Genomic DNA, 26,736 nt, shown 5'->3' on the forward strand with positions numbered 1-26,736 from the left:
TGCGACGTGATGGCTGCTGTCCGTTCGTCAGCCGTCGGTCGGTTTTCTGTACTACTATGACCAGCGTACCTGTCTTACATCTAAATAATATGACATGTAGAAATGAGAGATTTAGACGGTGCTGGATACTCATGTCGGCCTTTATAACTATATGTATTATTTACAAAGTCTATTCGATTTAGTCCCACACTATTTACTTCTTTTTCGGTAGCGCTACCTGACAGAGTCACTGTTTTCCCGAAACTTCGCTGCTAATCGGCGTTTCGATCGTGAGTTGGTGTTCGTGAACCGGTTCTTTCCGGGAGAGCGGGGAACGTATATCGAGAGCAGGGACTCGTTCGGTGAAACACCACTATCCGATCGCTGGTGATATTCTATATCGCTTTATTTGATTCATGATGATTCCACATGCCCATTCGCTCTATATTGTGTATTTTGGTTGTCGAGAGCGGGACAACTAATTACATGATAGTTTTTAGTGAGTGTCATGAGTAGCAAATCGTACGAAAATGACACTCTTAGAATTACCACGGGCCGGTGGGAACGGGCTGCTCGAGGCGATCTCGCGTGGGTAGCGAGCAGATCCAGTGGTCGCACAAATCTTTCGAGGAACTCCGCGAGTTCTGGAACACCGAGATCGAACTCGAGCTGCAACGTGCTGGCCACGACCTCGAGAAGAAGCCCTCCTACCAAGACCTACTCGACGTCGGCTACGGCGGACTCACCTACACGCTCCGAGAGCACCATGTGATGACTCTCTCAGAGTTTCTCGAGTCTGTGGGCTATGTAGAGGGATCTGAGGAGGGCTATCCATGGGGAATTGCTAACGAAACCACTATTGAGGAACTCGAGTCGTTCTCCGAACGCTCGAGCGCCGACAAGGACTTGCTGACACCACAGTTGCAACGAAACGCTCACGGCTTGCGACCTACGCGCAGCTGTACGACGAGCTCCACGGCCAGGCCAACCTCGTGGACCGGGTTGTCGACACCGCCGAACGGGCTGCCGAAATTCGACGTCTCCTCACAGTGTTTGATGAACTCGACGCCGATCTCGGAACTGACGCCTCGAAGCAACGGTATCTGAGCGACGTCAACCAGTTCTACAGTTATCTCGAGCACCGGGCGATCGCCGCTTTCAACCCGGCCTCGAGAATTAGTGAAGAATACAACTGGAACCGTGAGGAGAAAGACAACCAGCCGCTCTCGAACGAGGACGTCCGGCGGCTATACGGGGCTGCCGAGAGTCCTGAGAAATGAGTTAGCATGAATGGGGTTAGCAGCTAGTTGTGAAAAATGTTGGAGATCGAACACCGACCGATTGAGAACTTCGTGTGCTACTATAACAATATGTCGTCCGTTTCTATGTTGGTCTCTCGAACCGATCAGCTCCCTCTCAGTCGGTGTTCCAGACCTGTTTCGGCATTGGTAGTCCTTCCCAGAGATCTGGTTCCAACGGCTCGTCAATATCAATCTTGAGTTCGTTTTCGAGAATCCATTCGAGTTGACGAACATGCTGGCCGGCATGCCAAGTAGTCCGCTCAAGGAATTCGTGCTTTGTCGGTTCACCCCAGAATACGTCCGCTGTCTCGCTCCAGTCACACATCTGGCCCGGATCTTCGAACCAATCGTCCAGCCGGCCTTGTACAGACTGACCGTACGTCGACAGAGCGACTTTCGAGTAGTGATCCCAACAGTGCTCCATTCGGGGAACGCTGTCCATCGAGACACCTGCCTCGTGCATAAGGAAAACATCGGTAAGCGAAAAAATATGCTGGACGAGATCAGCGTAACTACGTGGCCGGTTCGGAATGTGGGTCTTGAGCTCGCTCTCGGGTAGTTGTTCGAGATACTGGTGAGTAGTGTTCAATAGGATGTCGAGTCGACGACGGAGTTCCTCAACCGGCAATGGTTCGGCATCATACTCGATGCCAACGAGATTTGCAATCTTCTTGAGGTCCTTACCGTCAGCCCACTCATCACCGCGTTTAACGACTGGCACATGTTCCGGGAGTCCGAGTTCAGCCATTTCGTCGATGATTTCTGGATCGACGCCTCGTACTCCGATAGCGGCTTCGTCGGCGGGATCGGAGGTCGTATTGTCCCCCTGAACGACGTTGTGGGACACGAACGATACGTCGTTGCGTTCGAGAAACTCTTTGACACGGAGACAGCTGGTACAGCCAGTTGCCCAGTAGAGGTGGATTTCAGACTCGGTCACAGTCATACGGTGACAAACCGTTTCACAGTAAGTAAACCTATTCAAGATAATTTGATACGTCACAGCGCATCTACTCGGTTTACATCAAGTAACTCCGATTTAGAGGAGACGGTGAAACGGTGAGATAAATATCAGTATTCGTCGATATTCGTCCCTACTGAACAGACGTATTCACCACTTGCGACTTGTGGAAGACGCCGGCACCGCCAGAAAATACCGCTTTCGTCCGCGACGACCTCTTCTTTTGGAGCACCAAACAAGTCTGTGACGGTAAACAGCGTTTCCCTGCGAGAGACTCGCTGTCCAAGTTCCTTCTCGAATTGAACGAGGCCGCCCGCAGGTGCACTATAGTAGTGCATGTCGTTCGCTCGCACCTGTGGTTTCGTTTCCGACTGACCTGTGAGAAAGTCATATGTTTGAAGAACATTGAAGACACCCTCGACACCCACCCGAATGCTCTCTTTATCCCAGCCTACTGCACCACCGAGTTCGGGATCAATTGTCGGAATCCCGTCGTTCGGTGCGACTCGTGCTAACTGACCACGGGGACCCTTCTTGTCCATGATATGCCCGCATCCGAAAGCCCTTGCAAGTTTAAGACACTGATCATGAAGCCGATGTTTCGAGCCACAGCGGACGCGCGTTTCGTGGACCATCTTGCTTGTCGATGCTTGGTGGAGGTCAAGAATGAGGTCTGCGTTAGAAGCGATGTCGTAGGTAGCGTAAGCGATGCGTTCGCTCGAGCTTCCGGCTTCGTTACCTCTATATGCTCTATTGATCTTAGTATCATCAATTGGATTCCGGTGTTCGGCCACCTGAAAGCCATAGTAGTTAACGATCCCAACGATCATTATTGCGCCCGAGAGTTTGCTGGGATCGAGTTGCGGGACAAGCTGGTGGACTACTCCAACACCGTTGAGTTCGTCACCGTCACTCGCCGCCTGAATATACAATGTTTTCCCGCTTTCCGTGCCGTTAATCACGACGACCGGGAGCTCAACGGGGCTCCCGTCTCGAGCTTCTCCAACGCAGAGCGTTCCCACATCGATTTCGCCCGGATTTGCCTTCGCGGTCCCTACTTGTTTCCTATCAGTGACACTACTCCTTGAAAACCTCTGGGTTCGCGAGGTATTCCTCATCAACTGATTGGCCTTCGAGCACTCGGCGGACATTTCGAGCAGTTGCCACAAGCATCCGTTCACGCGTTTGGACAGTCGCCCCCGCGAGATGTGGTGTCGCAACCACATTCTCATGGTTCAGGATCGAGGAGGCCGGATCTGGCGGCTCTTCGTGAAGACGTCTAGTACAGCGCCACCAATCGCGTTGGTCTCAAGAGCGTTTTGGAGAGCTACCCAATCGATTACGGCGCCCCGAGAGGTGTTCACCAGCAATACGTTATCGTCGAGTAGTTCGAACGCGTCATCGTCGATCATGCCCTCCGTCTCCTCAGTCAAGCGAACGTGAAGACTAACGATATCGGTGTTGGAGAGTAATTCCTTGAGCGACACCCGCGTTCCGTTAATGTTATTAATGCGCTCCTGAGAGACATACGGATCCGCGACGAGGAAGTCAACGTCAAACGGTTTGAGCCGCCGCGCTGTCTCGTATCCGGCGGCACCAAGTCCGACAATACCGACCGTCTTGCCGCGCAGTTCGGTTCCCCACCAAGCTTCTGAGCGCCAGCCGCCGTCAAGGAGGTGGTTTTCAGCGGCGTGGAATCGCCGCGCGAGACTCACGATCGCACCTACCGTGAACTCCGCGACGGCGACGCCGTTCATTCCTGGCGTGTGGAGAACTGCGATGTCGTGTTCGGTCGCAGCATCGATATTAATGTTATCGATTCCTGATCCGGCCTTACCGATCGCCCGGAGATTTGGTGTGGTGTTGAACAACTCTTCCGTATAGTCGTTCTCAGAGTGGACGAAGAGTCCATCAGCGCCCCCGACTCGCTCTTTCAGTTCGGGCGGAGAATATCGTTGCTTCGGTTCTCGCTGTACTGAAAGATCTCCAAATTCATCGATAACACGATCAACTGATCGAAATGCTACGACGTTCATATACCCTAATCATCGAATACAAGAATTAATGTTTTGGTCGACTCGCCGGATCCGCCTGAACCGATTCCGTCCGCCGAACCGGTAATTATTCGATGTAGCTGACGAATTTATCGAGTTCCGTGTCCTCGAGATTCTGAATCGCGGTGTCCAGTGCCTCTGCATCTGATTCCGAGAGACGGGATTCAGCACACTCGTAGAACTTCCGGTCGAGACGCTGTTCTTCGATTGGATTGTTCGGGCTACCTGGTGCGTATCGGATCTCCTCGCGGAGTTCCGTTCCATCGGTCTTTGTCACCCGAACGACTGCGCCATATCCTGCAAACTCGTCGCCGAATAGGTTTGACTCGAATGCGCGGGAGACCTTCTGGATCGTCTCCTGCGTTTCGGGTTGCTGCACATATTCATCAGTGAATTCGTGAATTCCGGCTCGACCCTCTCGGAGGATCGAGGCCAGACAGAATTCGATGGAGAACTTCGCCTGCAGTGCGTCGTTAGGCTGTTTATGATGGAGCATCTCTGAGGCAGCCTCTTCAAGCGTGACAACGACGGACTCGACGTTTACAGGCTCAAGGTCGTGTTCTCGAGTGAGGTTACGCATCGCGTCCATTGCAGCATGGGTGATGACACCAGAGGGATACGGTTTGAAGCCGATATCGAGGACACCCCATTCCTCGAAGAGATCTTCAGTGATCTCTTCGGGGTCGTAGCTGTCGTCGATTGTCATCACGCGATTGTAGCCGATGTCTCCCTCGAAAATTTCCGAATCGGCGGTGAATCCGTTCTGTGCGAGTAACACCGCACGGACACCCATCTCAGCCGCGTGACCAGCATGGAGGGGCTTTGTCATCGTCCCGAAATTCTTCTTCAGTGCCGAAGAGAGAGAGGCAACGATCCCAAATGCGGTCGAAACCTCCTCCGCATCGAGATCCTGTATCGATGCAGCGGCGCCGGCGGCTCCAAAGGAACCGGCCGTTCCCGTGCTGTGCCAGCCGTTCTGGTAATGCTCCGGATACGTACTGTGGCCGACTCGATACGCGACTTCACAGCCAGCGACGTATCCGGTCAGCAACTTTGTCGTCGAAGCGTTAACTTCCTCTGCCGCCGCTAGCGCTGCAGCGAATACGGGGGATGTCGGGTGAATAACAATAGACTCAAACGTATCATCGTAGTCGATGGCGTGACCGAACGCGCCATTTGCAAGTGCTGCAGCAGGCGCAGACTTCGCGTCGCGGTGAAACACCGTTGCGTCACCGTCTCCGTACTGTGTATCAATGTAGTTGTAGATCGTGTCGCCAACCTCGTGGTGGGAGCCGTATAGTGCAACGCCAATATAATCTCGAATTGCGGTCTTTGCGTGCTCAGTCGCTTCCGACGGAATATCGTCATACGTAATCGTCTCTACGTATTCAGCTAGCTCTTGGGTTTCTCCCATATATAGTATGATTTGGATGGGGGGACTTAGATATTGCGGTAAGATTACCACCAGGATGGTCGCTGAACCGAGTGCCCGAATTCAGAATGGGTGCTGCCGAGAGCCACCCATTCAGGCTTCCTGATCTTTGCATTGGCACGTTCGTCTATAACGAACAACGTTTGCTTTTGTTGAGGTCAGTAATTGGGCACCTATCATTTACATTAGTACTGTTGTAAGTTAATTCTTATATATCTTATATTCTATTCTATAATCTAGATACGCTAGGGTTGGTTTACAAAAGTACATTTGTATAGAAGTCGGGTTCTGGGGTAGCACTACACGTTAACAGTGGATACTCCCTGCACGATAGTTGAGAGCGTGTGTTCGTTCGTTACGAACGAATCAAGAGGTGCTTTCGGTGCGAACGGTTACGACTGTCGACTCAACGTTCAACAACAGTGACTGGGTAATACTCCCAAAAACCGCCTTGCCAATCGGAGAGCGTTTCCGACCGCCGACGACAAGATATCGTGCTTCGGTCTCCTCAGTGTAGTTCTGGATCTCTCCTGCTGGCGAGCCAATCCGACCGACGGGTGTAAACTCCTTTGTTTCTAACGACGCGATGTCTGCCGCGATATCCCGAGCAACCTCGAGAGTAGGACGCGAACCAGGTTCGTCTGCCGCCGCTCCCTCCTCAAGGCTGTCTCGATCCAGTACGTGAATGACGTGCAGTTCATCATTAAACGCGTCTGCGAGAGCTGCTCCTTCCGCAATCACTCGACGGTCGCGTTCTGTGTCTTCTACAGCGGTAACAATCGTCATCACCAATTATATCTCATCCGTCCCTAAAAAGCCTACTGCCATTCAAGAGTACTCAATCTTGATTTCGAGTTCGTTCGCCGTTCCAAGGAGAGTGTTCGGGAGTTCCTCCTGAAACCAGTCTTTCTCCATCCGGTGGCGGGGGCCAGAGACGCTGAATGCCCCGACCACTTCTCCGTTTGCGACGACCGGGACAGCGATTGCCCAGAGTCCAGATATTGACTCTTGTTTGTTGATGCTATAGCCGCGCTCGCGAGTTGCCTCCAGTTCGTCAAACAGTTCATCGGTATCTGTAATTGTCTGATCGGTCTCCTGAGGAAGTCCCCACCGGTCGATAATCTTCTCGATGCGCTCCCGGTCCATTCGGGAGAGAATTGCTTTTCCGCCTGCACTAGAGTGGAGATAGCGAAGTTCGCCACTCTGTCGATTTGCCTGTACGGCTCGCTCCCCAGCAGCGGTATATAGGTAGATTGCCCGCCCATGTTCTTCGATAAAAAACTGTGCGCGCTCGTTAGTGGTTTCCGCGAGCTGCTCGACCATCTGTTTGGCCAGGCCGCTCCACTCACGTCGCTGTCTCGCGTACTCACCGATCGTCAGGAACTTCAAACCGACGTGGTACTCCCCGTTCTCTTTGATTACGTATCCATTGTTGTATAGCGTCGACAACTGTTGGTGGACCGTGCTCTTCGCGAGATCGAGTTCTGTAGCGATTTCGGTTACTTGAGCACCGTCCTGCTTCATGAGGACGTCCACTATCTGAAACATATTTGTGATAGTTCTAATCTCCCGCGACGGCGTTTGTTCGTTCATAACGAACCGTAGTGGCTGGACACTCTTGAAGGTTATTCTGTTTGCGGTCACATTGGATCGAATACTATTGAGTTGGAAACTGAATCGACAAAAAGCGAGCTTTATGACTGACACGCAATGTCGGTGAATCCGAACTACCGAAGGAATACGAGTAATACAGCGCCGATTAGGATAATTCCGGCAATTGAGAGAAACGCTGCCACAAACCCCGCATCATCGGAGATGTACCCAACGATTGCTGGGGAGAGTGCCCCGACACCGGTCATACCCGTCCTGATCATCCCAAATGCACTGCCGCCGACGTTTTCGGGAATGACGTCCATCAGATAGGAGTCGCGGACAGGGCGAAACCCGTGGAATCCGATCCCTGCAAGTACCGTTATCGCCACCAGCGTGAGAAGGGAGTCAACGATGATTAGAGAGAGAATTGCCACGAACATCAGCGCAAATAGTGCGAACGCGACGGAGATGCTGTCCCGTCGGTCGCTGATGTCGCCGGTCGCAGTCTGACTAATGCTCGCAATAAAGAGTATGCTATAGAGTATACTGGCGACACCACTCGACACCCCCTTCTCTGAGGTCAGGAATAGTGGAAAAAATGCAGACAGTGCATTCCATGAGAAGGTGAACGCCATTGCTACCGCCACGAAAATGAGTAGTCGACGATTTCTGAACACCGTTCGAAAAGTCTTGAAGATTGACTCGTTTGAGTCGGTTGACGATTCCTCGTCGGTTATAACGCCGCTGGTTCGAAGTTCAGAATCCCGTCGTACAGTCACGTAAAACAACCACCCTAATACCAATGAGACGACTGCCCCGAGCACGAAGACGTTTTGCCACACAAAGAAGCTCATCAGCGCGACAACGGCTAACGGTGCTAACATTCCGCCAAACTGGCCGACCGTATCCATAAATCCTAGCGCAAGTCCGGTCCGTTCTTTATATCGCTTCGAGAGCAATGGAATTGCGACGGTCTTGTGAGGGCCCGTTCCGAGACCGATCAATACGGCACCAGCGAGTATCAAGAGAAACGATTGGCCTGTCGCGACGAGTGCCGCTGCACCGGAAAAGACCACTGCCCCGCCGATGATGACACGTGGCTCGCCAATCCGGTCGCCAAGAACGCCGGCTGGAAACTGCATGCATGCGTATCCGATCATCAGTGCTGTGAACAACATACCGGTTTCCGTGTTCGAAACACCATACGTCTCTTGAAAAGTCTCGAACAGCGGCGGAAAGACAAACCGAAGAAACTGGACCATGAACCAGAGCAGCGAAACGATTACCACGACGTTGTAGACCCGAGCAGTGTCCACTACTGCCGAGAGTCTCTTTTCCATTGCGTGATATCTGCCAGATATTGTAATGATGGTTGTGGATCCGGATACATCCTCCGTTATCAGATTTGGCCATTTTAATATTGAAGACGCAACATCGAACCGCCACCGCCAGAGGTATACTCTAGCAGTATGTATCCGCACCTGTTGATGAACCTCGAGTTAACCGACAGAACAGCAATCGTCGCAGCATCGAGTAGCGGACTCGGATACGCATCTGCACGTCGTCTCCTCGAGGAGGGAGCGAATGTTGCAATCTGCTCGCGGTCGAGTGACCGGGTCGAGTCTGCGGCAGAACAACTAGCCGACGAAACTAACGTCAGTTCGAATCGAATTTTGCCAGCGGTGTGTGATATCACTGAACGGGATGATATCGAGGACTTCGTCGAAACGACAGTCGAGACGTTCGGTTCGCTGGATATCCAGGTGAACAATCATGGCGGTCCACCAGCCGTAACCTTCGACGAGGCGACCGAAGAGCAGTGGGAAAAGTCACACGAGGGGGTGATCTCGAGCAACCGCTGGATGGCGCAAGCGGCGTTACCCTATCTTCAGAAGAGCAACATTGGTTCGCTCCTTGTTGTCACCAGTGCGTCTGCTCGTGAGTCTCCAAAAAATCATGCGATCTCGAACGTATACCGCCTTGGCCTCTATGGGTTAGTAAAGACAATTTCACGCGAGTATGGTCCCGAAGTACGAGCAAACGCGATTACACCTCGGTTTGTGATGACAGATCGGATCGAGTACAAAATCAAGCGACGGGCCGACCACCGGGAAATTTCCGAGGAAGAGGCACTACAGAGTCGCGTCGAGGAAGTCTCGCTTGACCGACCTGGTGATCCTGAAGAGTTTGCGGACGCTGTCGCATATCTTGCCTCCCCGCGCGCGAGTTACGTGACCGGTGAGATTCTGAGCGTCGATGGGGGCTGGAGCCGGTTCGTGCTGTAGCATCCCAAACCGATATTTATATTACGGGCACTGTTCAGTATCCACATGCACTATGGAAGTCACCGATATTGAGACAGCCGTACTTGGTAGTGCTGTCGACGCTGCGTCGCTTCCTGCGCAGGTCGGCGCACGGGAACTCGAGATTAGCTCCGTCGTTGTGAGAATTCACACCGACGAGGGAATCACCGGTCTAGGTGAATCGTTTTACCGATCGGAGGAAAACAACCACTTCCTCGCGGAGTCTATCGAAGCAATGGGTCGGCATGTCATTGGGAAAGATCCCCGTGACATCAAGGCAATCTGGCACGAACTCTATCTGCACGTCAAACGCGCCGGTGCCTACGGTGCATTAAGTGCGATCGACGAGGCACTGTGGGATATTGCCGGCAAGAACGCCGGTCTTCCCGTCTACCAGTTGCTCGGCGGCCAGACCAGTGAAGTCAACGCGTACGCAACGTTCCCTGCTGATAAGACAGCGGACGAACTGACCGAATACGCTGAGTGGCTCTCGGCCAAAGGGTTCGAAGCGATGAAGATCGGTGCTGGGTTCGGAATTGAGGAGGATCGAAACCGAATCAAGACGATCATGGATGAGATCCCGGATGATTTCGGACTGGCAATCGATGCGAACACATCCTACAACGTTACGGATGCACGCGCCGTTGCAGAGACCGGGAGCGAATACGAGATTGAGTGGTTTGAAGAACCCATAGCACATACAGACATTCAAGGGCAGGCGGAGCTAAACAAGTCCGTCGAAGTACCCATCTCGGGATATCAGACACACACTCCCCACTATCCCGCTCTTGACCACCTGAAAGCCAACGCCCTTGACATCTATCAGCCGTCACTCGACTATGTTGGCGGAATCACCGGTGCGACACGTGTTGCCTCGCTTGTCGAAGCGTTCAACAAAGAAATGGTCCCCCACGCGCTTGGACCGGCAATCAATTACGCCGCGAGCCTTCACGTTGCGGCGGCGAGCCGCCAGTGTGAACTTATTGAGTTTGCAGTTCTCGACGACGATGTCGACGATCCTGGACGCTACATTGCCGGCCCATACGTTGAAAATCAGGACGCGATTACGTGCAGGATGGTGGACGAATCGATCCACCGAGTGAACCGGGCCTCGGCGTAACTATCGACGAAGACACCTTCGAGGAGTACCGCATCGACTAACGGCTGCCACCTTTTACTCCTGTTTCTTTCGTCGGGTTAACTGAAACTGCACTGGCTATTGTTGTGCGATTATGGGAGCTGGTTTATTGTCCAACTAATATTTACAAATATAGAAAAATAAAATATTTTATACTTATTATCAATATTTAAGTGGCATACATCTGTGATCATATAAATAGTTAATTATAAATGCGTGTTCTTCTAACCATGTATTGAGTTATGAAGCCACAGGGACGCCGAGACTTCATGAAAGTTGCAACTGGTAGCGTAATCGGATCTTCGTTGCTCGCAGGGTGTTTAGGAGACAACGGTGCTGGAGACTACCCCCCCTCGACAATGACCTTCGTTAACGCGTATTCCGAAGGAGGCGGTGTGGACACCAATATGAGAGAAATCCAGCCATACCTGGAGGAGGAACTCGACACCAATTTCGATATCGAGTACCGCGACGGTGCCGGGACCCGTGTCGCCGCAAATACCGTCGCTCAAGAACCCGAACTGCACTCGATCGGCGGAACCCTCTCGCCGGCAACACCTGCTGCAGTCGCGATTGATGAATACGAGGGTGATGAACTGGAATTTACACTGGATGATATCCGTCCAGTCGGCACGATTTCAGAAGAGGCAGCGGTCATTCGTGTCCGGGAAGATGAAGATCGATTCACAACGATCGAAGAACTTGTTGAGTATGGCGAAGATAATCCCGGTGAACTTACTGTCGGCTCTTCTGGACCGACTAATCGAAATGTGCTCTCAGTCATTCAGCTAATGGAAGAGACTGATGCTGAATTCCAGATTGTTCCGTACGACGGCGGTGGTCCGACTGAGACGGCTCTCCTTCAGGAGGAAATTGATGTCGCTGCTCGATCCGTCTATAATAGCGCGGACGTCAATGATGAGACATTGTGTCTCACAATTTACGCCGAGGAGAACCCCGAACCGGACCTTACGGACGATGCTCCGCCAGTCAACGATGCGCTTGGTACGGACATCGATTATGATCCCTCCAACGGGATCCAGTTCTACTTCGTATCCGCAGACGCTGCTGATGAGTATCCCGACCGGTTCGATACGGTTGTTGATGCACTTGAAGCCGCTATGCAGAATGATGAGTACATTGAAGACCTAGAAGAGATCGGTGAGGAAGACAAGGTCTTCCACAACGGTCCGGATGAGACAGAAGAGATTCTGGAAAATGCATATGAAACATACGTCGAATTTGCACCGATGTTCGACGAATATGTGCAGTAATGATTTGGAACTCTGATCGTATCGTTTACCCCTCGTTTCCGAATCAACTCCGTGTATTGGATTTCGAAGGCTTAAACAGCACGGGTGACAGGAAGATATGGCGATGACTCAATCAGAGGAAGATGAAGCGGCTGAGGAGGAGTCTGCACCATCGACAGCGTTCGTTGCACTTGTTCGACTGGCCTTTCCGACTGCAGTACTGCTTCTGGCAGTGCTCTACGTTGAGAACACCTATGGACGGATCGGTACTGATAACCTCTACTACCCATACTTCATCGTCGCGATGATATTCCTGTTTGTTATCTCAGTATACGTTAGCGAAATCAAACATCTCTATAATCACGGCGCGGAGGACGAATTCATCGAGAGTCTTAAGAAATCTTATTCAGAGTGGAAACGTTCCATTGGCTTCGTCATTGCTGGCGCCGCGTATTTATCGATGATCAACGTACTCGGATTCTTCATCTCCTCGTTCCTGGGGATGATTGTAATCATGCTGATCGGTGGTCTTCGTGACCCGAAAATGATCGTCGGGGGTACCATTACGACGCTAGTGCTCGTATATGTACTATTCATAACCATTATGGGAATGAATCCACCAGAAGGTATGTTGATATGAGGAAAGCAACCTATCCACAGTACTACTTCGACTGAACAATGCAACAACAAGAAAATCACCCTATCAAGATTGACGGTGAGTCACAATGGCAATAGAGCACATCCCAGAGGCATTAGGCGTGCTGTTGACGGTCGAGAATATCGCGTTCATCTGTATCGGTGTGATGTTTGGAATGTTGGCCGGGTCCATCCCTGGATTTACTGGGACAAATACGGTCGCGATCGCGCTGCCGTTTACACTCGGAATGACCGCCGAAATTGCGCTGGTGTTCCTAGCAGCGATCTATATTGGAGCAAGCTATGGTGGTGCGATTCCGGCTGTTCTGATCAACACGCCAGGTACGGCTGGTGCGACCGCGACGGTGCTTGACGCTTACCCAATGTCCCAGAAAGGACAGGCATCGAAAGCTCTCGGAATATCGATCTTGGCTAGTGTCATCGGTGGATTCTTTGCCGCCTTCATTGTCCTCCTACTCTTGGGTCCGATCGGTGACTTCGCGTTCATGTTCACGAACCGTGAAATTTTCGTCCTCGGATTATTTGGGCTCGCAGCCGTTGCCGTAGCGATCGGGGACAACTTCAGAAAAGGGTTAGTCTCCGGTTTCGCGGGACTATTGATCGCCGCGATGCCTGTTGACCCGACGACAGGACAGCGACGACTCGATTTCGGGTTCTTCGAACTGTATGATGAAGTTCCATTCGTTCCGGTTGTCGTTGGACTGTTCGCAATTTCCGAGCTATTCTATCTCATCAACAAGAAAGCAATCAGCGAAGATACGGAACTCGATACCTCGTATGGACAGATTATTGATGGGTTTAAATACGTGATTTCGAAGCCTATTGACCTCGCACGAGCGATGATCATCGGCCTCAGTATCGGATCAATGCCGGGTGCCGGGACTTCCGTAGCTAATTTCGTCAGCTGGGGGACGGCGAAGTCAATGTCCGATAAACCTGAACAGTTTGGTGAGGGTAATCCCGAAGGTGTGATCGCCTCAGAGGGTTCTAACAGCGCAGTCACGGCCGGGTCGCTCGTTCCCACGATCGCTCTTGGTATCCCTGGAAGTGGGACGACTGCAGTTATGCTCGCTGCCCTCCTCCTTCACGGTGTACGACCCGGGCCTGAGTTCATGCAGGACTTCGCGCTTGAGGCTAATATTATCATCCTCTCGCTGTTCATTGCGAATATAGTCTTGCTTATATTTGCATTCGCCGTCTCGAAGTATCTTGTTCGGATCGTCACGATGCCTGCGAACGTTATTGTGCCAGCGATACTGGTACTCACTGTTATCGGGGCATATGCAATGCGTAGTAGTGTTTTCGACATTTGGCTAATGTTCCTCTTCGGAATCATCGGGTTCGTAATGCGTGAGAACAACTACTCGCTCATCCCGTTAATCCTGGGTGTCATTCTCGGTCCGATCATTGAGGGTGCTTTCCTCCGCAGCATGTTGGTCAGTGGCAACGATCCAACGTACTTCTTCGGCAGCGGGCTTGCGATCGCACTCTGGATCGCGCTTGTACTGACCTTCGTGAGCAGACCGCTGTACAACATTGTTCGAGGCATTGTTGAATCTCGAACCAATCTACTCAACTGACTTCTGATGCTCTCAGCTAAAATCATCAATATTTATTATAGGGAGACTAGTACTGGTCTTAGGAAAATCTAATAGTACTCAGATAAAAGTGGACAATGACAAATAATATAGAAACTCAGATCGCGGTAAACGCGTTCACCGGAGTGTTCCTGCTTTTAGCTGGAATAGCGACTTTTTTTATGGAGGAAAACATAGTAGCAGCATCGATTATCGTCCTTGTTGCAATCTTTTTCCTTACGCGTGCATTTGCCCAGCGACGAATGATATCAGAATGAGTAATCTAACCGAAAAGGACGGTTAGATAAATTCGCTAAAGCGATTATATATCGGTAGCTACTTTTCCTCGTATGTAGAATATTTATGTGATGAAGAATAGGAAAGGGAGTGCAGGGATGTTATCGTTCGAAGTTGGTATGTATATACCGATACCGATGAATTTGATATTTAAATAAAACTTCTAGAAAATAATGTTCGGACTGAGACGTCAAGAGCTACTTTTCGCAGCGATCATTTCATCTGTACATGCCGTTCAACATATCTTCTACCGCCTTGTCCCTCCCCTGATACCTGTTCTTGCCGTTGATATTGATGCACCGCTTTGGCAGCTCGGTCTGCTTGTAAGTATCTACATGTTCGTTGGAGGTCTCTTTCAGGCCCCATTCGGTATCCTTGCAGACCGCGTTAATCGACAATACATTGCTAGCGCTTCGATCAGTGCAATGGCGACCGGATACGTAATTTTCTCACTCTCACCGATATTTGGGGCAAGTCTCCCCCCGATCGAATTGTTTGGCGACGTGTTTACCGGTCCATTTCAACTCATGGCGCTAGCAATGATTGTCGCCGGAATCGGATACAGTGGAATCCATCCAGTCGGCTATCCATTAATCACAGCTAATGTCTCGTCGGATAGCAAAGGAAAAGTACTTGGAATGTGGGGAAGTGCGTCCAAAATTGGTGACGCTCTCGCTCCAATCCTTATTGGTGTATTTATTTTATTGTTTTCCTGGGAATTAATTCTCCTGAGTATTGCTGTGCTAGGGTATGGATACGCTATCTGGCTGTTTGTCTACCTCTCCAACTCGCAGTTTGATACTCAACCGCCAAGAGCCAACAAAACCGACTCGAGTGATGGGATTGTGAGTGAACTTTCTCGAGCCGACTCGCGCCAGTTTTTGTTTCCAGTCGCGATACTGCTTGCCTTCTTTTTTGCGATCCTGTTCGCAGGAAATGGATTGCTGGCATTTGCGCCAGTATTTGTTACGGACGTATATGGTATTTCGCTCTCAATAGTCGGCATTTCTCTTCAGACAGAGTCGGTCGCAAACTTCTACTTCGCACTTCTATTGCTTAGTGCCACAGTATCGCAGCTTGCAACCGGTACCTTCGCAGATTGGTTTGATCACCGGACTGTAATCGTCATACTTTTAACCATCGCGACAATTTGCTTCGTGACATTAGCATTTTTCACCTTATCACCAGTTCTGCTTGCGATCGTCTTCGTTGTTCTCGGTGGTAGTCTATATGGCCTCAATCCAGTGCGTGATGCCCTTATTAGTAACGTCTCACCGGCGGACTATGAAGGACGAACATTTGGATATGTTTACACTGTCGCACTTATCGGTAGTTCGGCGTTTCCGGCGGCAATTGGATATATGGGTGATATAGTCGGGATTCAATTGAGCTTCATCTTCCTAGCAGTTGGAACCTTGCTCGGACTTGTAGCTATTCTCCCATTATATAGTACGAAAATATACAAGAAGGGGAACCAGTAATTATAATAAAAAGTAGTATGGAATATAAAATGATGCCCACGGCACTGCTAGATTGAGGTTGAACTGAACGGAGTTTTTGAACAAAGTTGGAAGATGCTGTTCGAAGAACTCCAAGTGGACATAACGGGTTCTTCTAATGAGGTGTTTTGGATATTCCTTGGGAATCGAATTAGAGATGGTTTTGAACGGAAATAATGTCCGGCTATTCCTCAGAGAGGTTTTGATCCATCGCTTCGTCCCCATCCTCTTCTGCAGAGTGGAGGTACTCCTTCAGTATCGGACCAAGGAGGACAAGAAGAGTCAGTATCACAAGCAAGAGTGAGAGTGGTCGGGTAACGAAAATAAGCCAGTTATCTTCGAGCTGAAGCGACCGAAAGAGGTTTTCTTCCGCGATAGGTCCGAGAACTGCCCCTAAGATGAATGCAATAATCGAATAATTGTGACGGACCATGTAGTATCCCATGATCCCAAACGCGAGGATTGCGGCTACGTCGAACCAGTTCCGGTTCAGCGTGAATGCGCCCAGAACCGACAGCACGATTACGATTGGAATGATAATACTCGAGTCGATCTGCGTGATTAGACTGAACCGCGTGATCAGCAGTAATCCGACTGCCAGAATAAGGAGGTTGCCAATAAAGATAGCGATGAAAAAGGAGTAGGTGACATGGAGTTGACTGGCGAACATGTCCGGTCCGGGACGGAGACCGTGAAGAATGAGTCCGCCGAGTAACACGGCAGTCGATCCGCTCCCGGGGATACCGAACGCTATCGTCGGGACCAAAGAGCCGCTCACAGTTGGATTGTTTGCACTCTCGGTGGCGATCACTCCACGGAGATCACCGTCCCCGAACTTCCCATCGGTGTATGTTCGTACCGCTTCAGCATACGAGACGAACGTTGAGGTTGTAGCGCCGGCACCCGGGATCATGCCGATAAATAAGCCGAGCAATCCCGATTTCGTTGTAAGGACTGGATGATCAATAACAGACTTTACGCCTGTTTTGATGTTACCAGTAACGGTAACGTTGCTGCCGGCTATTTGCTGCTGCTGGGACAACTTGATCATCTCTGCAACAGCGAACAGCCCGATCAGAATCGCTATGAAATCAATACCATCGTATAGTCCCATCTGGTCGAAGGTAAACCGAGGAGTAGGGGTCATAATCGCGAGCCCAACTGTCGATATCATGAAGCCGAAAGCGCCGGCCACGATCCCCTTGATCGGCGCACCTTTAGTAACGACTGTGATCAGGGCGATGCCAAGCACGGCGACGAGAAAGTATTCGGGGGAGCCGAATGATCGAACGATCGGAATGAGAACCGGCGTTAGAACGATAACAACGAGTGCTCCGAGGAATCCCATCAGTGCCGATGCCGTCGCGGAAATCGCGAGCGCATCCTTTGCGCGTCCGGCCTTCGTAAGCGGGTACCCGTCGAGCGTCGTAGCGGCGTTACCTGCGTCTCCAGGCGCATTGATGAGGATTGACGCGATGCTTCCGCCGTACATACCACCGCTGTAAATGCCGATCAGAAATATAATTGCATTGTGAGGTTCCATACCAACCGTGAGTGGGAGTAACATCGCCATTCCGATCGGTGCTCCAACCCCCGGAATTGACCCAATAATAATCCCTAACAGGACGCCAAAAAAGACCAGTCCGATTGTCGGCCAGGCAAATACGAGTTCGATACCGGAGAAAAACGCGTCGAGAGCCATTTAGATTCCACCTCTGTTCAAGATTTCACCTTGGTCAAACGGAATATTAGCCAGTTCCATGAATAGGAATACAAACAGAAGCGAAATAACGCCCACGAGGAGTGCGATCCGAAGAGATTGCTTAAACCAGAGTGTGTAGAGGACAACAAATAGTGGTGCAACAAATAACAAGCCAACGACGTATCCGCTCAAAATGAAGGCACTCGTGAGCAGTATCGTGAAGGCTTTACTGCTAATGCTCACGCCGAATTCGTCGGCCAGGGTTTGTTTCTCCGAGGCGTTCCGAATCTCCTCGCTGGCGTTGGCTTCCTTGTCATATTCTCCGGAGCTATCCGTGATATTAACGTCTGTATTGACAAGCATCTCCAGTGGGCCAGGAAGCCGGTCCCCCAATAAAATGAGCGCCGATCCGACGACGACGATTCCACCCATTAGCTGTGGGAAGAGGGCGGCTTCTGTCGCGTAATTCTCCACCCAGGGAATTAGTAAAAATATTGATCCAACCATCAACATCATGAATACCAACATATCTTCGGAGTCTGTGTTACCTATCATAGTAAAACTGTGGTGGCCCGTACCTGATTATCCTTCGTACTCCTCGACAAGTTCGACGACGTTATGATTTTCGTACTCCTCAAAGATTTCTTCGAAGTGTTCTCCTGTGGCGTCAATTCCCTCGTACATCAAGGCGTTACCTGTTTCTTCTTCCCATTCCTCTGCCTCGTCCGTCTCAAGTGCGTTCTCCATTTCTTCCGCCAACGTTTCGCGGACATCTTGCGGCGTCTCCGGCGGGGTGAACAGCGTTCGGTTGATGCCGTTTACCCAATCGTAATCTGGATAGCCTTCGTCTTCGACAGTCGGCGTGTCGGGAAATGTCGGACTCCCGTCTGTGTGTAGCGTAACGAGCGGGTAGACGTCGCCTGCTTCGACTGCAGAGAGCGCACCGGCATCCGAGCTGATCCCACACGGAACCTCACCGGACGCGACTGCTTCGTTGATCGCGGCGGAGCCGTCGTAACTGATCAGTTCCTCCCATTGCCAGTCGTATTCGTCGTCTTCATGAGCAAGGAGCGTGAAGATGTGCGGCGGCGAACCAGGCGACATCACGCCGACGTTCGACCACTCACCTGTTTCGTATCGCTCAAGGAGATCATCCAGTGATTGGATTTCTTCCTCGTACTCGGCGTCGACGACGAGGACGCGCGCCGAGAAACCGAATTGACAGACCGGCTCTAGGTCGCGCTGATCAATGCCGGGATCTTCCATCATCTGGACGCCGACTTCCGTTGGCGGATCAATCCCGATCGTAGTGTGTCCGTCAGGCTCCGAATTCAGAACCTCCGAAATTGCGTTCATTCCGCCCGCCCCCGAGATGTTTTCGATAGAGAGCTCGGCGTCCAATTCATCTGCGAGGAGCGGCATAACACCTCGAGCGTAAGTGTCGTTCCCCCCGCCCGGGTCATAAGGAGAGACGTGTGTGATCGTTTCAGTTGGGAACTCTCCGTCGTCCTCGCTACCTAGACATCCGGCAATACCAGTTGCTGCACCACTAGCAAGAATTGCTAGCAATCCTCGTCTGCCTGTCTCTAACATAGACACCAAACTCAACTTCGTCCTAACACTTATAACTTTATACTTTAGATTTGTTCTTTACGCTAATATTGTATGATAAAATATTTATTATCATGAGCTACGCCCTGAGAGTGTCGAGAAATGGGGCGACCAGCGCCTAGCGGATCACGTCGAGAACGCGTTTCGATATGCTGAGCAACTGCTTTTCGCTGAACGCGCTTCCCATGAGCTGCATTCCGACGGGAACGCCCTGTACTCGTCCGTTTGGTACCGTGATCGCCGGAAGTTTCGTTACGTTCGCCGGATGAGTGTTTCGAGCGTAATTATACCCGGGATCGGTTGCCTCGGAGAGGCGTGGGGCAATTATCGGTAACGTCGGCAGGAGAAACACGTCAACCTCTTTGAGCGCCGCTTCAAACTGGTCACACAATTGCTCTCGTGCTTTCTGAGCGTACATATACAGACCCCCGTGTTCATTATTGACAAGATGTGCACCAGCTAATAACCGGGCGCGATAATACCAATTCACTTGCTGTCCGAATGCTTGAGATCGAGCAGCAAAGGCCTGCTGATAGGACGGATCAACGTTGCCTAAACGCCGATAGTCTGCAGCTGCGTCACGCCAGTGTGCAGCAAGTTCCGCATAACTGAGAGCGTATTTAATTGGACCGGATAATTCAAAATCTTTTATGGAAATACGACTAATCTCGGCTCCATTATCGCTTAGCCGGTCGATTGCAGCTTCTGTCTGATGGACGATTCCGGACATTACCTCCTGTTCTGCTGTACCATGACCAAGTCCTTCCTTAATTACACCGATTGTCGTGTCCTCTAACGATACTGCGTTATTTAATGCCTCTACGTACCCGCCTACTTGATACTCTGGTTTCGCTGCGGCCACCATGCTTGCAGCGTCATCTGGATCCCGGCCGGCTATCGCCTCAAGCAGGGCGGCGCACTCTTCAACCGTCTTTGCCATCGTTGCAACATGGTCGAGGGTGTATGAGTTTTCGATAATGCCCGAAGTCGGAACGAGCCCGTACGTGGGTTTTAATCCAATTATTCCACAGTGTGCAGCTGGCATTCGACCAGAACCACCGGTATCGGCGGCCAGTGAGACGTCAACCTCGCCAGTGGAGACGGTAATTGCGCTCCCACCAGACGATCCGCCTGGAATTCGCTCTGGGTCATCAGGATGTGTCATTTGCCCGTTGTTCGATATGGCTCGTGCGCCAGCACCAAACTCATCAAGGTTCGTTTTGGCCGTTATCGATGCACCTGCTCGTCGTACACGTTTGATAACAGTTGCATCAGTCTGGGGAATATATCCCTGCAACGCCGCCGACCCAGCTTCCATTGGGATCCCCGCGACGGAGATGTTGTCCTTTACGCTAACGGAGAGGTCCTCAAGCAAGCCATTGTGATCAGCAGTTGGAGGGACCTCACACCGCGTAATAATGCTATTATGCGAATTATCGGTGGCGGTTTTCCATGTTCGTTCACCAACCGTTTCCTCACTTTCCCTCTCAACAAACGATTTGACTTCCGCTAATCCCTCTAAATTACTGTTCACTTGGTCTCGAATATTGCTCAGTTCGTGATCCGATACACTGATTCCGAACTGATCCGCAAGCTTTCGTACCTCTTCGGTAGATAACTCACTCATCCTTCGAATAAATAGTATATCAATTGGTATATACCTTTTGTTCAAGCAAGTGACAAATATATAGAGCTGATCGTCGAGAACCAAACCAGGATAGGAAAGTACTATTTGACCCCTTCATGGCGTGGCTATTCGAGAAGATTTGCTACGCACTCTGAATCGACTTAGGACCCGTGGAATGTTCCGAGCAGTCACGAGCATTCGCTTGCGCGTCTCAACCGTTGTGTCTGCGAGGAGCAGCGTCGAGACTACGTTATCCCCGTTGAGGATCAGATTATTCGATTCAATGTTTCCTCGTGAAAGACGTCCAGCGCAGTCTCGTCGATCGAATCCGTCTCGACCGCTCGTCGGAGCTCCACCGGGTCAAAACAGTTCCACGAGCGGGAACTGAGTGGCGTCGATCTCGTTGATTTGCTCGTCCGAGATGTATAGATCGATGACGAGGAGATCGACGACGCCGACAGTCTTATTTCGCAACTCGGTTCCCTACTGCGCCTCGACCCGCCAGTCCCCTCAAGCAGATGATCCTCTGGGGCGTGGAACCTGCGGGCCAGACCCACGATCCCGCTGACAGTAAATTCGGTGACGGCACCGTCGTTTATCCGGGACTATACAGCACTTTCCCAGTATTCGTCACAGATATTGTCGATAGTCCATGCACCCAAAAGCAGTTTCATCGACGTCGTGATCTAATTCGTACAACGCGACACTGGCGAATCCCGAATCGGTGTTTTTGCGTGGTCGATTTCTTCGTCAGGAACGTTAGAGTACGTCGTGGACGCTTCATACTCAAATAATTCCTGTGCTTCACCCGTTTATCATCGAACTTCATGAAAAACCTTAGCTATCTGGTTGCAGCGCGTCTGTACCTTCGATAATTCGCCGGAATATCCACTGATCGTGACACGGTTGCGGTCGTCCTGATCAACCTCGGTCAGGCTAGTTCCCCGATCTTGTTCGTCTATGACGAACCTATATCCAACATGCTTTATCGAAAGCTGGATGATCACTGCCACTGATTTACAATAGTACTTTTGTAACATATGCCGACATACCCCCGGCAACTAATACTTATTAGCCATCTCTTAAACTAATCACACATCACATTCTGAAATCGAGTGTTCGTTCGCTACGAACCGAATCCATCACTCGCCGTCAATCGACTGACCGGTAACACCCAATTATCGCCGTTTGATAACTTCTTCTCTCGTCTGACGCGACACTTCTTATTATTGGAAGCTAGTATGATTTCCCTCCAACAGTTGCAAACACTCAATTTGTCCCGAGTTCGTTTGCCATTCTGGGCAGGTGATTGGGAATTCCTCGTAGAATCAGTCCGCCTCTATTCGGCATCGAGGGGAGACACCGCACACGCCGACAACTTCATTATTCGAGATGATTGGCGTCCTGATCGCCCAGAAATCCGATCTCGATTCTTGCTTGTATCTACGCTCGCGGGTATCTTCTAGTTCAGCTAATAGTTTGTCGCGATTGGTGATCCTCTCCTCGGTTTCCGCTGATAGCCCTCATTGGTCGATGACTTCCTTGATTCGCTCACTTTACTGTTTTGGCTTTCACGGCGCCTTCGCCGGTAGCCACATACAAATAGATTGCTCGGCCCCGCTCCTTGATGAAGAACTGTATACGTCCGTCGGTCCTCTCCGCGAACTATAACTATTTGTTTGGCTACTCCGTTCCATTCGTGCCGCTGTCTCACGTACTCGCCTATGATGAGGAACTTCAAGCTGACGTGGTACCCGCCGTAGGACGTACTGCTCGTTGTACCTGATTGTCCACTACTGGTGCAGCGTACTCTTCGCAAAACCAAGCTCGATGGCAATCTCTACTATCTGCGAACCGTCGCGGTTTATGAGGGCCTCGGGAATTCGGAAGATGGTGTTGAGGGTTCGGATTCCTTGAGCAGACGAGCGTTCGTTCATAACAAATGTCTGTGTGGCGGTGCCTCTCAATCTTCCCTTGTTATTTTCATATCTCTACTAATTTGTTAACTGGTAGCTATAGTAGCGCTATAGTAGTCTTTAGAAATAATTACTCACTTTTGGTACAGAGATTTGATCAAGAGCTGTATCGATCGTTGTTGTGGGGTCGTTGAGTGAGTCAAAGAAGCGGTTGCTAAGTGCCGCTTGGAGTTGTCTCCAGCACTCTTCGACAGGATTTAGTTCTGGCGAGTACGCTGGTAATGTCACGAAGGCGAGGTCGTCACGGGCCGCCAGGTCCGTGACGGCCGACGCCTGAAAATACGGCGCTCCATCCAGCACGATAAGCAGATTATATTTAAGCTCTTTTCATAATGCAAGGATGAAATGTTCTGCGTGTTCGACGGTGACGTACTCTTCGAACCGAGCGAAAAAGCGATCACCGAGGACGGTGATTGCTTTTTCTTGGTTTGAAAAGTCGTAACTGGTAGGAATAGCAAATATTGGCACTGTCTAGTTCTGCACCTCCTCGATCGGCGTCTTTCCGTCGAGAGCTTGGTGCGGTCTCTGGCGGTTGTAGTAGTGCATGAATTGTTCAAACCATTCGTATGCACTCGCCCGACTGCCCACCCACGAGTTATGGAAGCGGTCGATGCGCACTTTGAGGGTGTGAAACCACTTTTCGATGAGGTTTCGCTCGGTATAGTTGACCCGACCGCTTAACCCTAATCGAGCAAGGGCAGTCCGATAGCCGAATTGATCGACGAGAAATACGGTGTCGGAGAGATCGTATTTCTCGTTAAGTCGATGCAGAAACGCAGCTGCCGGATCGGTTCCGTGCCGACCAAACAACGCGACATCGAGAATCAGCTTCGTTTCGGTGTCTATTGCAGCGTACAGCCAAGACCACTCGCCATTGATCTTGACAGCGGTCTCGTCAATCGCGACCCGCTTCGGCTGCGCCTCAGGCGGGTCGCACCCGCTGTCAGCCAGCCGATGTACCCAGTTCCAGACCGCTCCGTGAGAGCGTTCAACGCCTAATTCAGCGAGAATCGTTGTTGTCTCCCGAAGTGAACAACCGGTCTGATGAAGGCGGACGGCGAACGCCCTGACGGGCGTCGCCGTCCGCTCGTTCTCCCAAGATTCTTCTAAATCCGCGTCGTAGCTCTCGCTGAGCAGGTTTGCGAGCATCCTAACCAATTCACTCAACGACCTGCTCGTTTCTCAAACTGGCTCAACTAGACAGTGCCTACAGAGATAAAACATTCGTAATGTTATTTGATTGGTAGGGTATATGATCGGATATTTACCAGTATAATCTAATTTGAGGTCTAAGTTATAATCGCCCTTAGACGAGTTCCCTATCTACTCAGAAAGCTCCTCTCCCGCTGCTCGAAGACATTCGATGCGACTACGTTATGCGAATAGGTAAGCTACGGACCAAATCTATAGCCCCCTCATCCCGCGGTGAGTAGAACGTGTTCCCGAAGGAGGAATGCCTATGGGATCTCGAGGGACTGTTCGACACTCCCGTGGTCACGCGCGAGAATCGATTCGGCGGCATCGACGAGTTGGTCGAAGTTCGTCCAGACGAGGCAATCAACTTGGCGCTGCAAACGACTGCAGCACGATTAGATGGTTATCTCCCTATCATCGATATGCCGCTACAGAGCGTTTCACCCCAAGATCGCGTCTGTGGCGATGTTTCCACCTTCTCCCCCACCCCACTTTCACAACAGCTAAAATACAGTGTAGTTCAATTTCCCCGGTGGCCTCCCTATACGACAGGGCCGTGTCTCTGGATGGTACATGGGTGCTATGGCCAGTGCTCAAGATACCCTATACAGGGACACCAGTAGAGTGGGCTGCAGGAACGGAAAACGATCAAGAACAGACTACGATCGCTTTATTCTTTAAGTGGTTCTGACCACAAGGTAGAGCTATGACGGGAGGTCGTTCTCGCATAATTCTCAACTCGGTAGCGTAGACTACCGTTATTCTGTCAAAGCTGGAGCTACTACTGGGTGGAACAGACGATAGCGGACGACGTGCTCATCACGTCGTTGAGCCGATCGGGTTATGAGTTTGAGAACGTCGATCCAGAGCTGAGTCGGGTCGCGTGTAATCTACGACTCGTCTCTGTAAATCTCGACCTCCCCGGACTGATTGTCGTTATCTTGGACGCTGATACTCCAAGTCGAACCGTCTCCAGAGATCGCTCCAATAGCCGGACCGATATCGTATGAATTCTCCCAGATAAGGTTACCACTGTCGACAACGGCTATCTCGCCGTTGCCTCGATCTGCAACGAGCACACGGTCTCCGTTGTCGCTGACGCTTACATCCTCAGCACCCCAGAAACCAAGCGATGCTGTCCATTGTTCATCGCCGGTTTCAGCGTCAACAGCGTGGAGGGTTCCATCCCCTTCTGACGTGACAATCGTGCTGCCATCCGACGAGAGGTAGACCCAGCCACCATACGAATCAGTTTCCCAGACGACGTTGCCCTCGAGATCAAGAACGATCGTCTTGCCATCGTCAGTTCCGGCGACAACCAACTCACGCTCGCTGTCGATGTTGACCGAAATCACATCTTCGTCAGTTTCGTGAGTCCATTGCTCGGCGCCAGTGCTGTCGTAGAGTTTGACGCCAGCGGATCCATAGCGCTCGATATCATCACCTGAATAACGACCGGCACCGACAGCCACGTAGTCTCCCTCATCTGTGATAGCAACAGTCTGTCCGACAGATTCGCTCAGGTCTGTTTCCCACTGGATCTCACCATTCGCTGAAGCAGCAACAGTGCCGGGACCAGTGATTGGTGAGGAAACAGACGCAATCGTTGTCCCATCTGCAGTGGCATCGAGATCCCATAATTCGGGGTGCTGGAGAGCCGGCCCGTCGTCCTCGGTTAGGTCGAGTGAGCCGTACATATCAGCATCCATCCAGCCAACGGTACCTGTGGTTCCGTCTTCAGATACTTGGAGATGAGAGACACTGCGGTCAGCTCCGAGATTGATGACGTCGCCGTCTCTCTGCTCGTCGTATACCATTACGTTCCCGTCACCGAATCCGAAGAGGACGGTCTCACCGTCGGGTGAGAGGCCTGTAACGAGGCCAGAGGTGCTATATGTCTCGCTAGCCCGCTGCTCGATGCCCGAACTCGAGTCGTCATCAGAACTGTCGTCGGCTTCTGTGGGTTCCGACTCGAGTGTGATAGTCACTTCATCATCGCTTTCGATCGTCACATCTGTACTTCCGCTTTCGTAGCCGTCGGACTCAGCATTGACTGTAATCGATCCGCCTTCTGTCTCGAACGTTGCTTGGCCGTCCTCGTTCGTCTGCTGATCGTCACGAGTGTCGAAGATTATCGCATCGTCATGGACGAACTCTACATCGGCATTTTCGATCGGGTCGCTATTCTCATCGACGACCGTCACAACGACGGTATAGTCGCCTGACTCTTCGCCACTGGCTTCAGCGCTATCTGCCGAGGATTGTGTCTCTTCACCCCCACCACCAGCCATGAGCAGACCCCAGATTACGAGTCCATACACACCTGCAACGGCACCTGCTTTCACTCCACCGCCGGCGGCTATCCCTGGTAGTGCTGTTAGCTTATTAGCTGTTCCCCGCCAATTCGTGCCGACGATGATGCCAAGCACGATCGGGAAGAAGACAAGCGCAAATAATCCCAAGATTAGGTACCCACTCCCCACTGCGACATTTCTCCCGGTTTTGTTCGGCTTCATGCCCGGGATACTATCCGCGATTTCCATACGCTGATACTAGTGCGGCAGATGATAAGATTGCTGGAA

The 26,736-nt window shown here is 51.2% G+C and carries 19 protein-coding genes and 2 pseudogenes; 7 read left to right on the top strand and 14 right to left on the bottom strand.

The features are described from left to right. Window positions 1-567 precede the first annotated feature (567 nt). Window positions 568-1,256: pseudogene (locus NATOC_RS05895) on the top strand (site-specific integrase); the annotation flags it as partial. Window positions 1,257-1,395: 139 nt separating this feature from the next. On the opposite strand, the gene NATOC_RS05900 reads toward NATOC_RS05895, so the two are convergent. The 7 genes from NATOC_RS05900 to NATOC_RS05925 all read right to left on the bottom strand — a co-directional run bounded on the left by NATOC_RS05900 (window position 1,396) and on the right by NATOC_RS05925 (window position 8,660). After that, window positions 1,396-2,226: a DinB family protein gene (locus tag NATOC_RS05900; RefSeq protein ID WP_015320519.1), complete on the bottom strand. Its 831-nt coding sequence runs from the start codon at window positions 2,224-2,226 to the stop codon at window positions 1,396-1,398. Window positions 2,227-2,351: 125 nt separating this feature from the next. Then, the gene (locus NATOC_RS20970; protein WP_157224673.1) at window positions 2,352-3,359 is read right to left on the bottom strand and encodes a succinylglutamate desuccinylase/aspartoacylase family protein; all 1,008 of its coding nucleotides are present in this window, start codon (window positions 3,357-3,359) and stop codon (window positions 2,352-2,354) included. A 117-nt stretch (window positions 3,360-3,476) separates the two neighbouring features. Further along, a complete protein-coding gene (locus NATOC_RS05910; RefSeq protein ID WP_015320521.1) occupies window positions 3,477-4,277 on the bottom strand; it encodes an NAD(P)-dependent oxidoreductase in 801 nt (266 codons plus the stop codon). A gap of 85 nt (window positions 4,278-4,362) precedes the next feature. Further along, window positions 4,363-5,709 (bottom strand): MmgE/PrpD family protein, encoded by a 1,347-nt coding sequence (locus NATOC_RS05915; protein WP_015320522.1) that lies wholly within the window; start codon window positions 5,707-5,709, stop codon window positions 4,363-4,365. A 384-nt stretch (window positions 5,710-6,093) separates the two neighbouring features. Then, entirely contained in the window at window positions 6,094-6,513 is a 420-nt protein-coding gene (locus NATOC_RS20975) for a universal stress protein (protein ID WP_015320523.1), read from the bottom strand. A 42-nt stretch (window positions 6,514-6,555) separates the two neighbouring features. Continuing rightward, a complete protein-coding gene (locus NATOC_RS05920) occupies window positions 6,556-7,320 on the bottom strand; it encodes an IclR family transcriptional regulator (RefSeq protein ID WP_015320524.1) in 765 nt (254 codons plus the stop codon). A gap of 134 nt (window positions 7,321-7,454) precedes the next feature. Continuing rightward, window positions 7,455-8,660 (bottom strand): MFS transporter, encoded by a 1,206-nt coding sequence (locus NATOC_RS05925; RefSeq protein ID WP_015320525.1) that lies wholly within the window; start codon window positions 8,658-8,660, stop codon window positions 7,455-7,457. A 147-nt stretch (window positions 8,661-8,807) separates the two neighbouring features. Here NATOC_RS05925 and NATOC_RS05930 point away from each other — a divergent pair, with 147 nt between their 5' ends. From NATOC_RS05930 to NATOC_RS20980, 6 genes are all read left to right on the top strand, one after another. Beyond that, window positions 8,808-9,605, top strand: a complete 798-nt coding sequence (locus tag NATOC_RS05930) for an SDR family oxidoreductase (protein WP_157224674.1) — start codon at window positions 8,808-8,810, stop codon at window positions 9,603-9,605. A 52-nt stretch (window positions 9,606-9,657) separates the two neighbouring features. Beyond that, entirely contained in the window at window positions 9,658-10,743 is a 1,086-nt protein-coding gene (locus tag NATOC_RS05935) for a mandelate racemase/muconate lactonizing enzyme family protein (RefSeq protein WP_015320527.1), read from the top strand. Window positions 10,744-11,030: 287 nt separating this feature from the next. Next, window positions 11,031-12,035, top strand: coding sequence for a Bug family tripartite tricarboxylate transporter substrate binding protein (locus NATOC_RS05940; protein ID WP_015320528.1), 1,005 nt, complete (start codon window positions 11,031-11,033; stop codon window positions 12,033-12,035). Between the two features lie 97 nt (window positions 12,036-12,132). Next, the gene (locus NATOC_RS05945) at window positions 12,133-12,654 is read left to right on the top strand and encodes a tripartite tricarboxylate transporter TctB family protein (protein ID WP_015320529.1); all 522 of its coding nucleotides are present in this window, start codon (window positions 12,133-12,135) and stop codon (window positions 12,652-12,654) included. Window positions 12,655-12,739: 85 nt separating this feature from the next. Beyond that, on the top strand, window positions 12,740-14,251 hold the full coding sequence (locus NATOC_RS05950) for a tripartite tricarboxylate transporter permease (RefSeq protein ID WP_015320530.1): 1,512 nt from the start codon (window positions 12,740-12,742) through the stop codon (window positions 14,249-14,251). 467 nt (window positions 14,252-14,718) lie between these two features. After that, the gene (locus tag NATOC_RS20980; RefSeq protein ID WP_015320531.1) at window positions 14,719-16,026 is read left to right on the top strand and encodes an MFS transporter; all 1,308 of its coding nucleotides are present in this window, start codon (window positions 14,719-14,721) and stop codon (window positions 16,024-16,026) included. A gap of 202 nt (window positions 16,027-16,228) precedes the next feature. Here NATOC_RS20980 and NATOC_RS05960 read toward each other — a convergent pair whose 3' ends face one another. The 7 genes and pseudogenes from NATOC_RS05960 to NATOC_RS05980 form a co-directional block, all read right to left on the bottom strand. Continuing rightward, window positions 16,229-17,746, bottom strand: coding sequence for a tripartite tricarboxylate transporter permease (locus NATOC_RS05960; protein WP_015320532.1), 1,518 nt, complete (start codon window positions 17,744-17,746; stop codon window positions 16,229-16,231). Beyond that, on the bottom strand, window positions 17,747-18,301 hold the full coding sequence (locus NATOC_RS05965; RefSeq protein ID WP_015320533.1) for a hypothetical protein: 555 nt from the start codon (window positions 18,299-18,301) through the stop codon (window positions 17,747-17,749). Between the two features lie 27 nt (window positions 18,302-18,328). Beyond that, complete coding sequence (locus NATOC_RS05970; protein WP_015320534.1) at window positions 18,329-19,339, bottom strand: Bug family tripartite tricarboxylate transporter substrate binding protein; 1,011 nt, start codon at window positions 19,337-19,339, stop codon at window positions 18,329-18,331. 136 nt (window positions 19,340-19,475) lie between these two features. After that, entirely contained in the window at window positions 19,476-20,984 is a 1,509-nt protein-coding gene (locus NATOC_RS20985; RefSeq protein ID WP_015320535.1) for an amidase, read from the bottom strand. A gap of 2,036 nt (window positions 20,985-23,020) precedes the next feature. Beyond that, window positions 23,021-23,377, bottom strand: a pseudogene (locus tag NATOC_RS20990) (transposase); the annotation flags it as partial. Between the two features lie 54 nt (window positions 23,378-23,431). Continuing rightward, entirely contained in the window at window positions 23,432-24,109 is a 678-nt protein-coding gene (locus NATOC_RS05975) for an IS6 family transposase (protein WP_015320536.1), read from the bottom strand. Between the two features lie 935 nt (window positions 24,110-25,044). Next, the gene (locus NATOC_RS05980; protein ID WP_015320537.1) at window positions 25,045-26,697 is read right to left on the bottom strand and encodes a WD40 repeat domain-containing protein; all 1,653 of its coding nucleotides are present in this window, start codon (window positions 26,695-26,697) and stop codon (window positions 25,045-25,047) included. Window positions 26,698-26,736: the final 39 nt, after the last annotated feature.

Source organism: Natronococcus occultus SP4 (assembly GCF_000328685.1).
Taxonomy (GTDB): domain Archaea; phylum Halobacteriota; class Halobacteria; order Halobacteriales; family Natrialbaceae; genus Natronococcus; species Natronococcus occultus.

Bases quoted from the DNA above. Each gene is read 5' to 3' on its own strand.
- NATOC_RS05900 (WP_015320519.1), bottom strand. From the start codon at position 2,226: ATGACTGTGACCGAGTCTGAAATCCACCTCTACTGGGCAACTGGCTGT.
- NATOC_RS20970 (WP_157224673.1), bottom strand. From the start codon at position 3,359: ATGAGGAATACCTCGCGAACCCAGAGGTTTTCAAGGAGTAGTGTCACT.
- NATOC_RS05910 (WP_015320521.1), bottom strand. From the start codon at position 4,277: ATGAACGTCGTAGCATTTCGATCAGTTGATCGTGTTATCGATGAATTT.
- NATOC_RS05915 (WP_015320522.1), bottom strand. From the start codon at position 5,709: ATGGGAGAAACCCAAGAGCTAGCTGAATACGTAGAGACGATTACGTAT.
- NATOC_RS20975 (WP_015320523.1), bottom strand. From the start codon at position 6,513: ATGACGATTGTTACCGCTGTAGAAGACACAGAACGCGACCGTCGAGTG.
- NATOC_RS05920 (WP_015320524.1), bottom strand. From the start codon at position 7,320: ATGAACGAACAAACGCCGTCGCGGGAGATTAGAACTATCACAAATATG.
- NATOC_RS05925 (WP_015320525.1), bottom strand. From the start codon at position 8,660: ATGGAAAAGAGACTCTCGGCAGTAGTGGACACTGCTCGGGTCTACAAC.
- NATOC_RS05930 (WP_157224674.1), top strand. From the start codon at position 8,808: ATGAACCTCGAGTTAACCGACAGAACAGCAATCGTCGCAGCATCGAGT.
- NATOC_RS05935 (WP_015320527.1), top strand. From the start codon at position 9,658: ATGGAAGTCACCGATATTGAGACAGCCGTACTTGGTAGTGCTGTCGAC.
- NATOC_RS05940 (WP_015320528.1), top strand. From the start codon at position 11,031: ATGAAAGTTGCAACTGGTAGCGTAATCGGATCTTCGTTGCTCGCAGGG.
- NATOC_RS05945 (WP_015320529.1), top strand. From the start codon at position 12,133: ATGGCGATGACTCAATCAGAGGAAGATGAAGCGGCTGAGGAGGAGTCT.
- NATOC_RS05950 (WP_015320530.1), top strand. From the start codon at position 12,740: ATGGCAATAGAGCACATCCCAGAGGCATTAGGCGTGCTGTTGACGGTC.
- NATOC_RS20980 (WP_015320531.1), top strand. From the start codon at position 14,719: ATGTTCGGACTGAGACGTCAAGAGCTACTTTTCGCAGCGATCATTTCA.
- NATOC_RS05960 (WP_015320532.1), bottom strand. From the start codon at position 17,746: ATGGCTCTCGACGCGTTTTTCTCCGGTATCGAACTCGTATTTGCCTGG.
- NATOC_RS05965 (WP_015320533.1), bottom strand. From the start codon at position 18,301: ATGATAGGTAACACAGACTCCGAAGATATGTTGGTATTCATGATGTTG.
- NATOC_RS05970 (WP_015320534.1), bottom strand. From the start codon at position 19,339: ATGTTAGAGACAGGCAGACGAGGATTGCTAGCAATTCTTGCTAGTGGT.
- NATOC_RS20985 (WP_015320535.1), bottom strand. From the start codon at position 20,984: ATGAGTGAGTTATCTACCGAAGAGGTACGAAAGCTTGCGGATCAGTTC.
- NATOC_RS05975 (WP_015320536.1), bottom strand. From the start codon at position 24,109: ATGCTCGCAAACCTGCTCAGCGAGAGCTACGACGCGGATTTAGAAGAA.
- NATOC_RS05980 (WP_015320537.1), bottom strand. From the start codon at position 26,697: ATGGAAATCGCGGATAGTATCCCGGGCATGAAGCCGAACAAAACCGGG.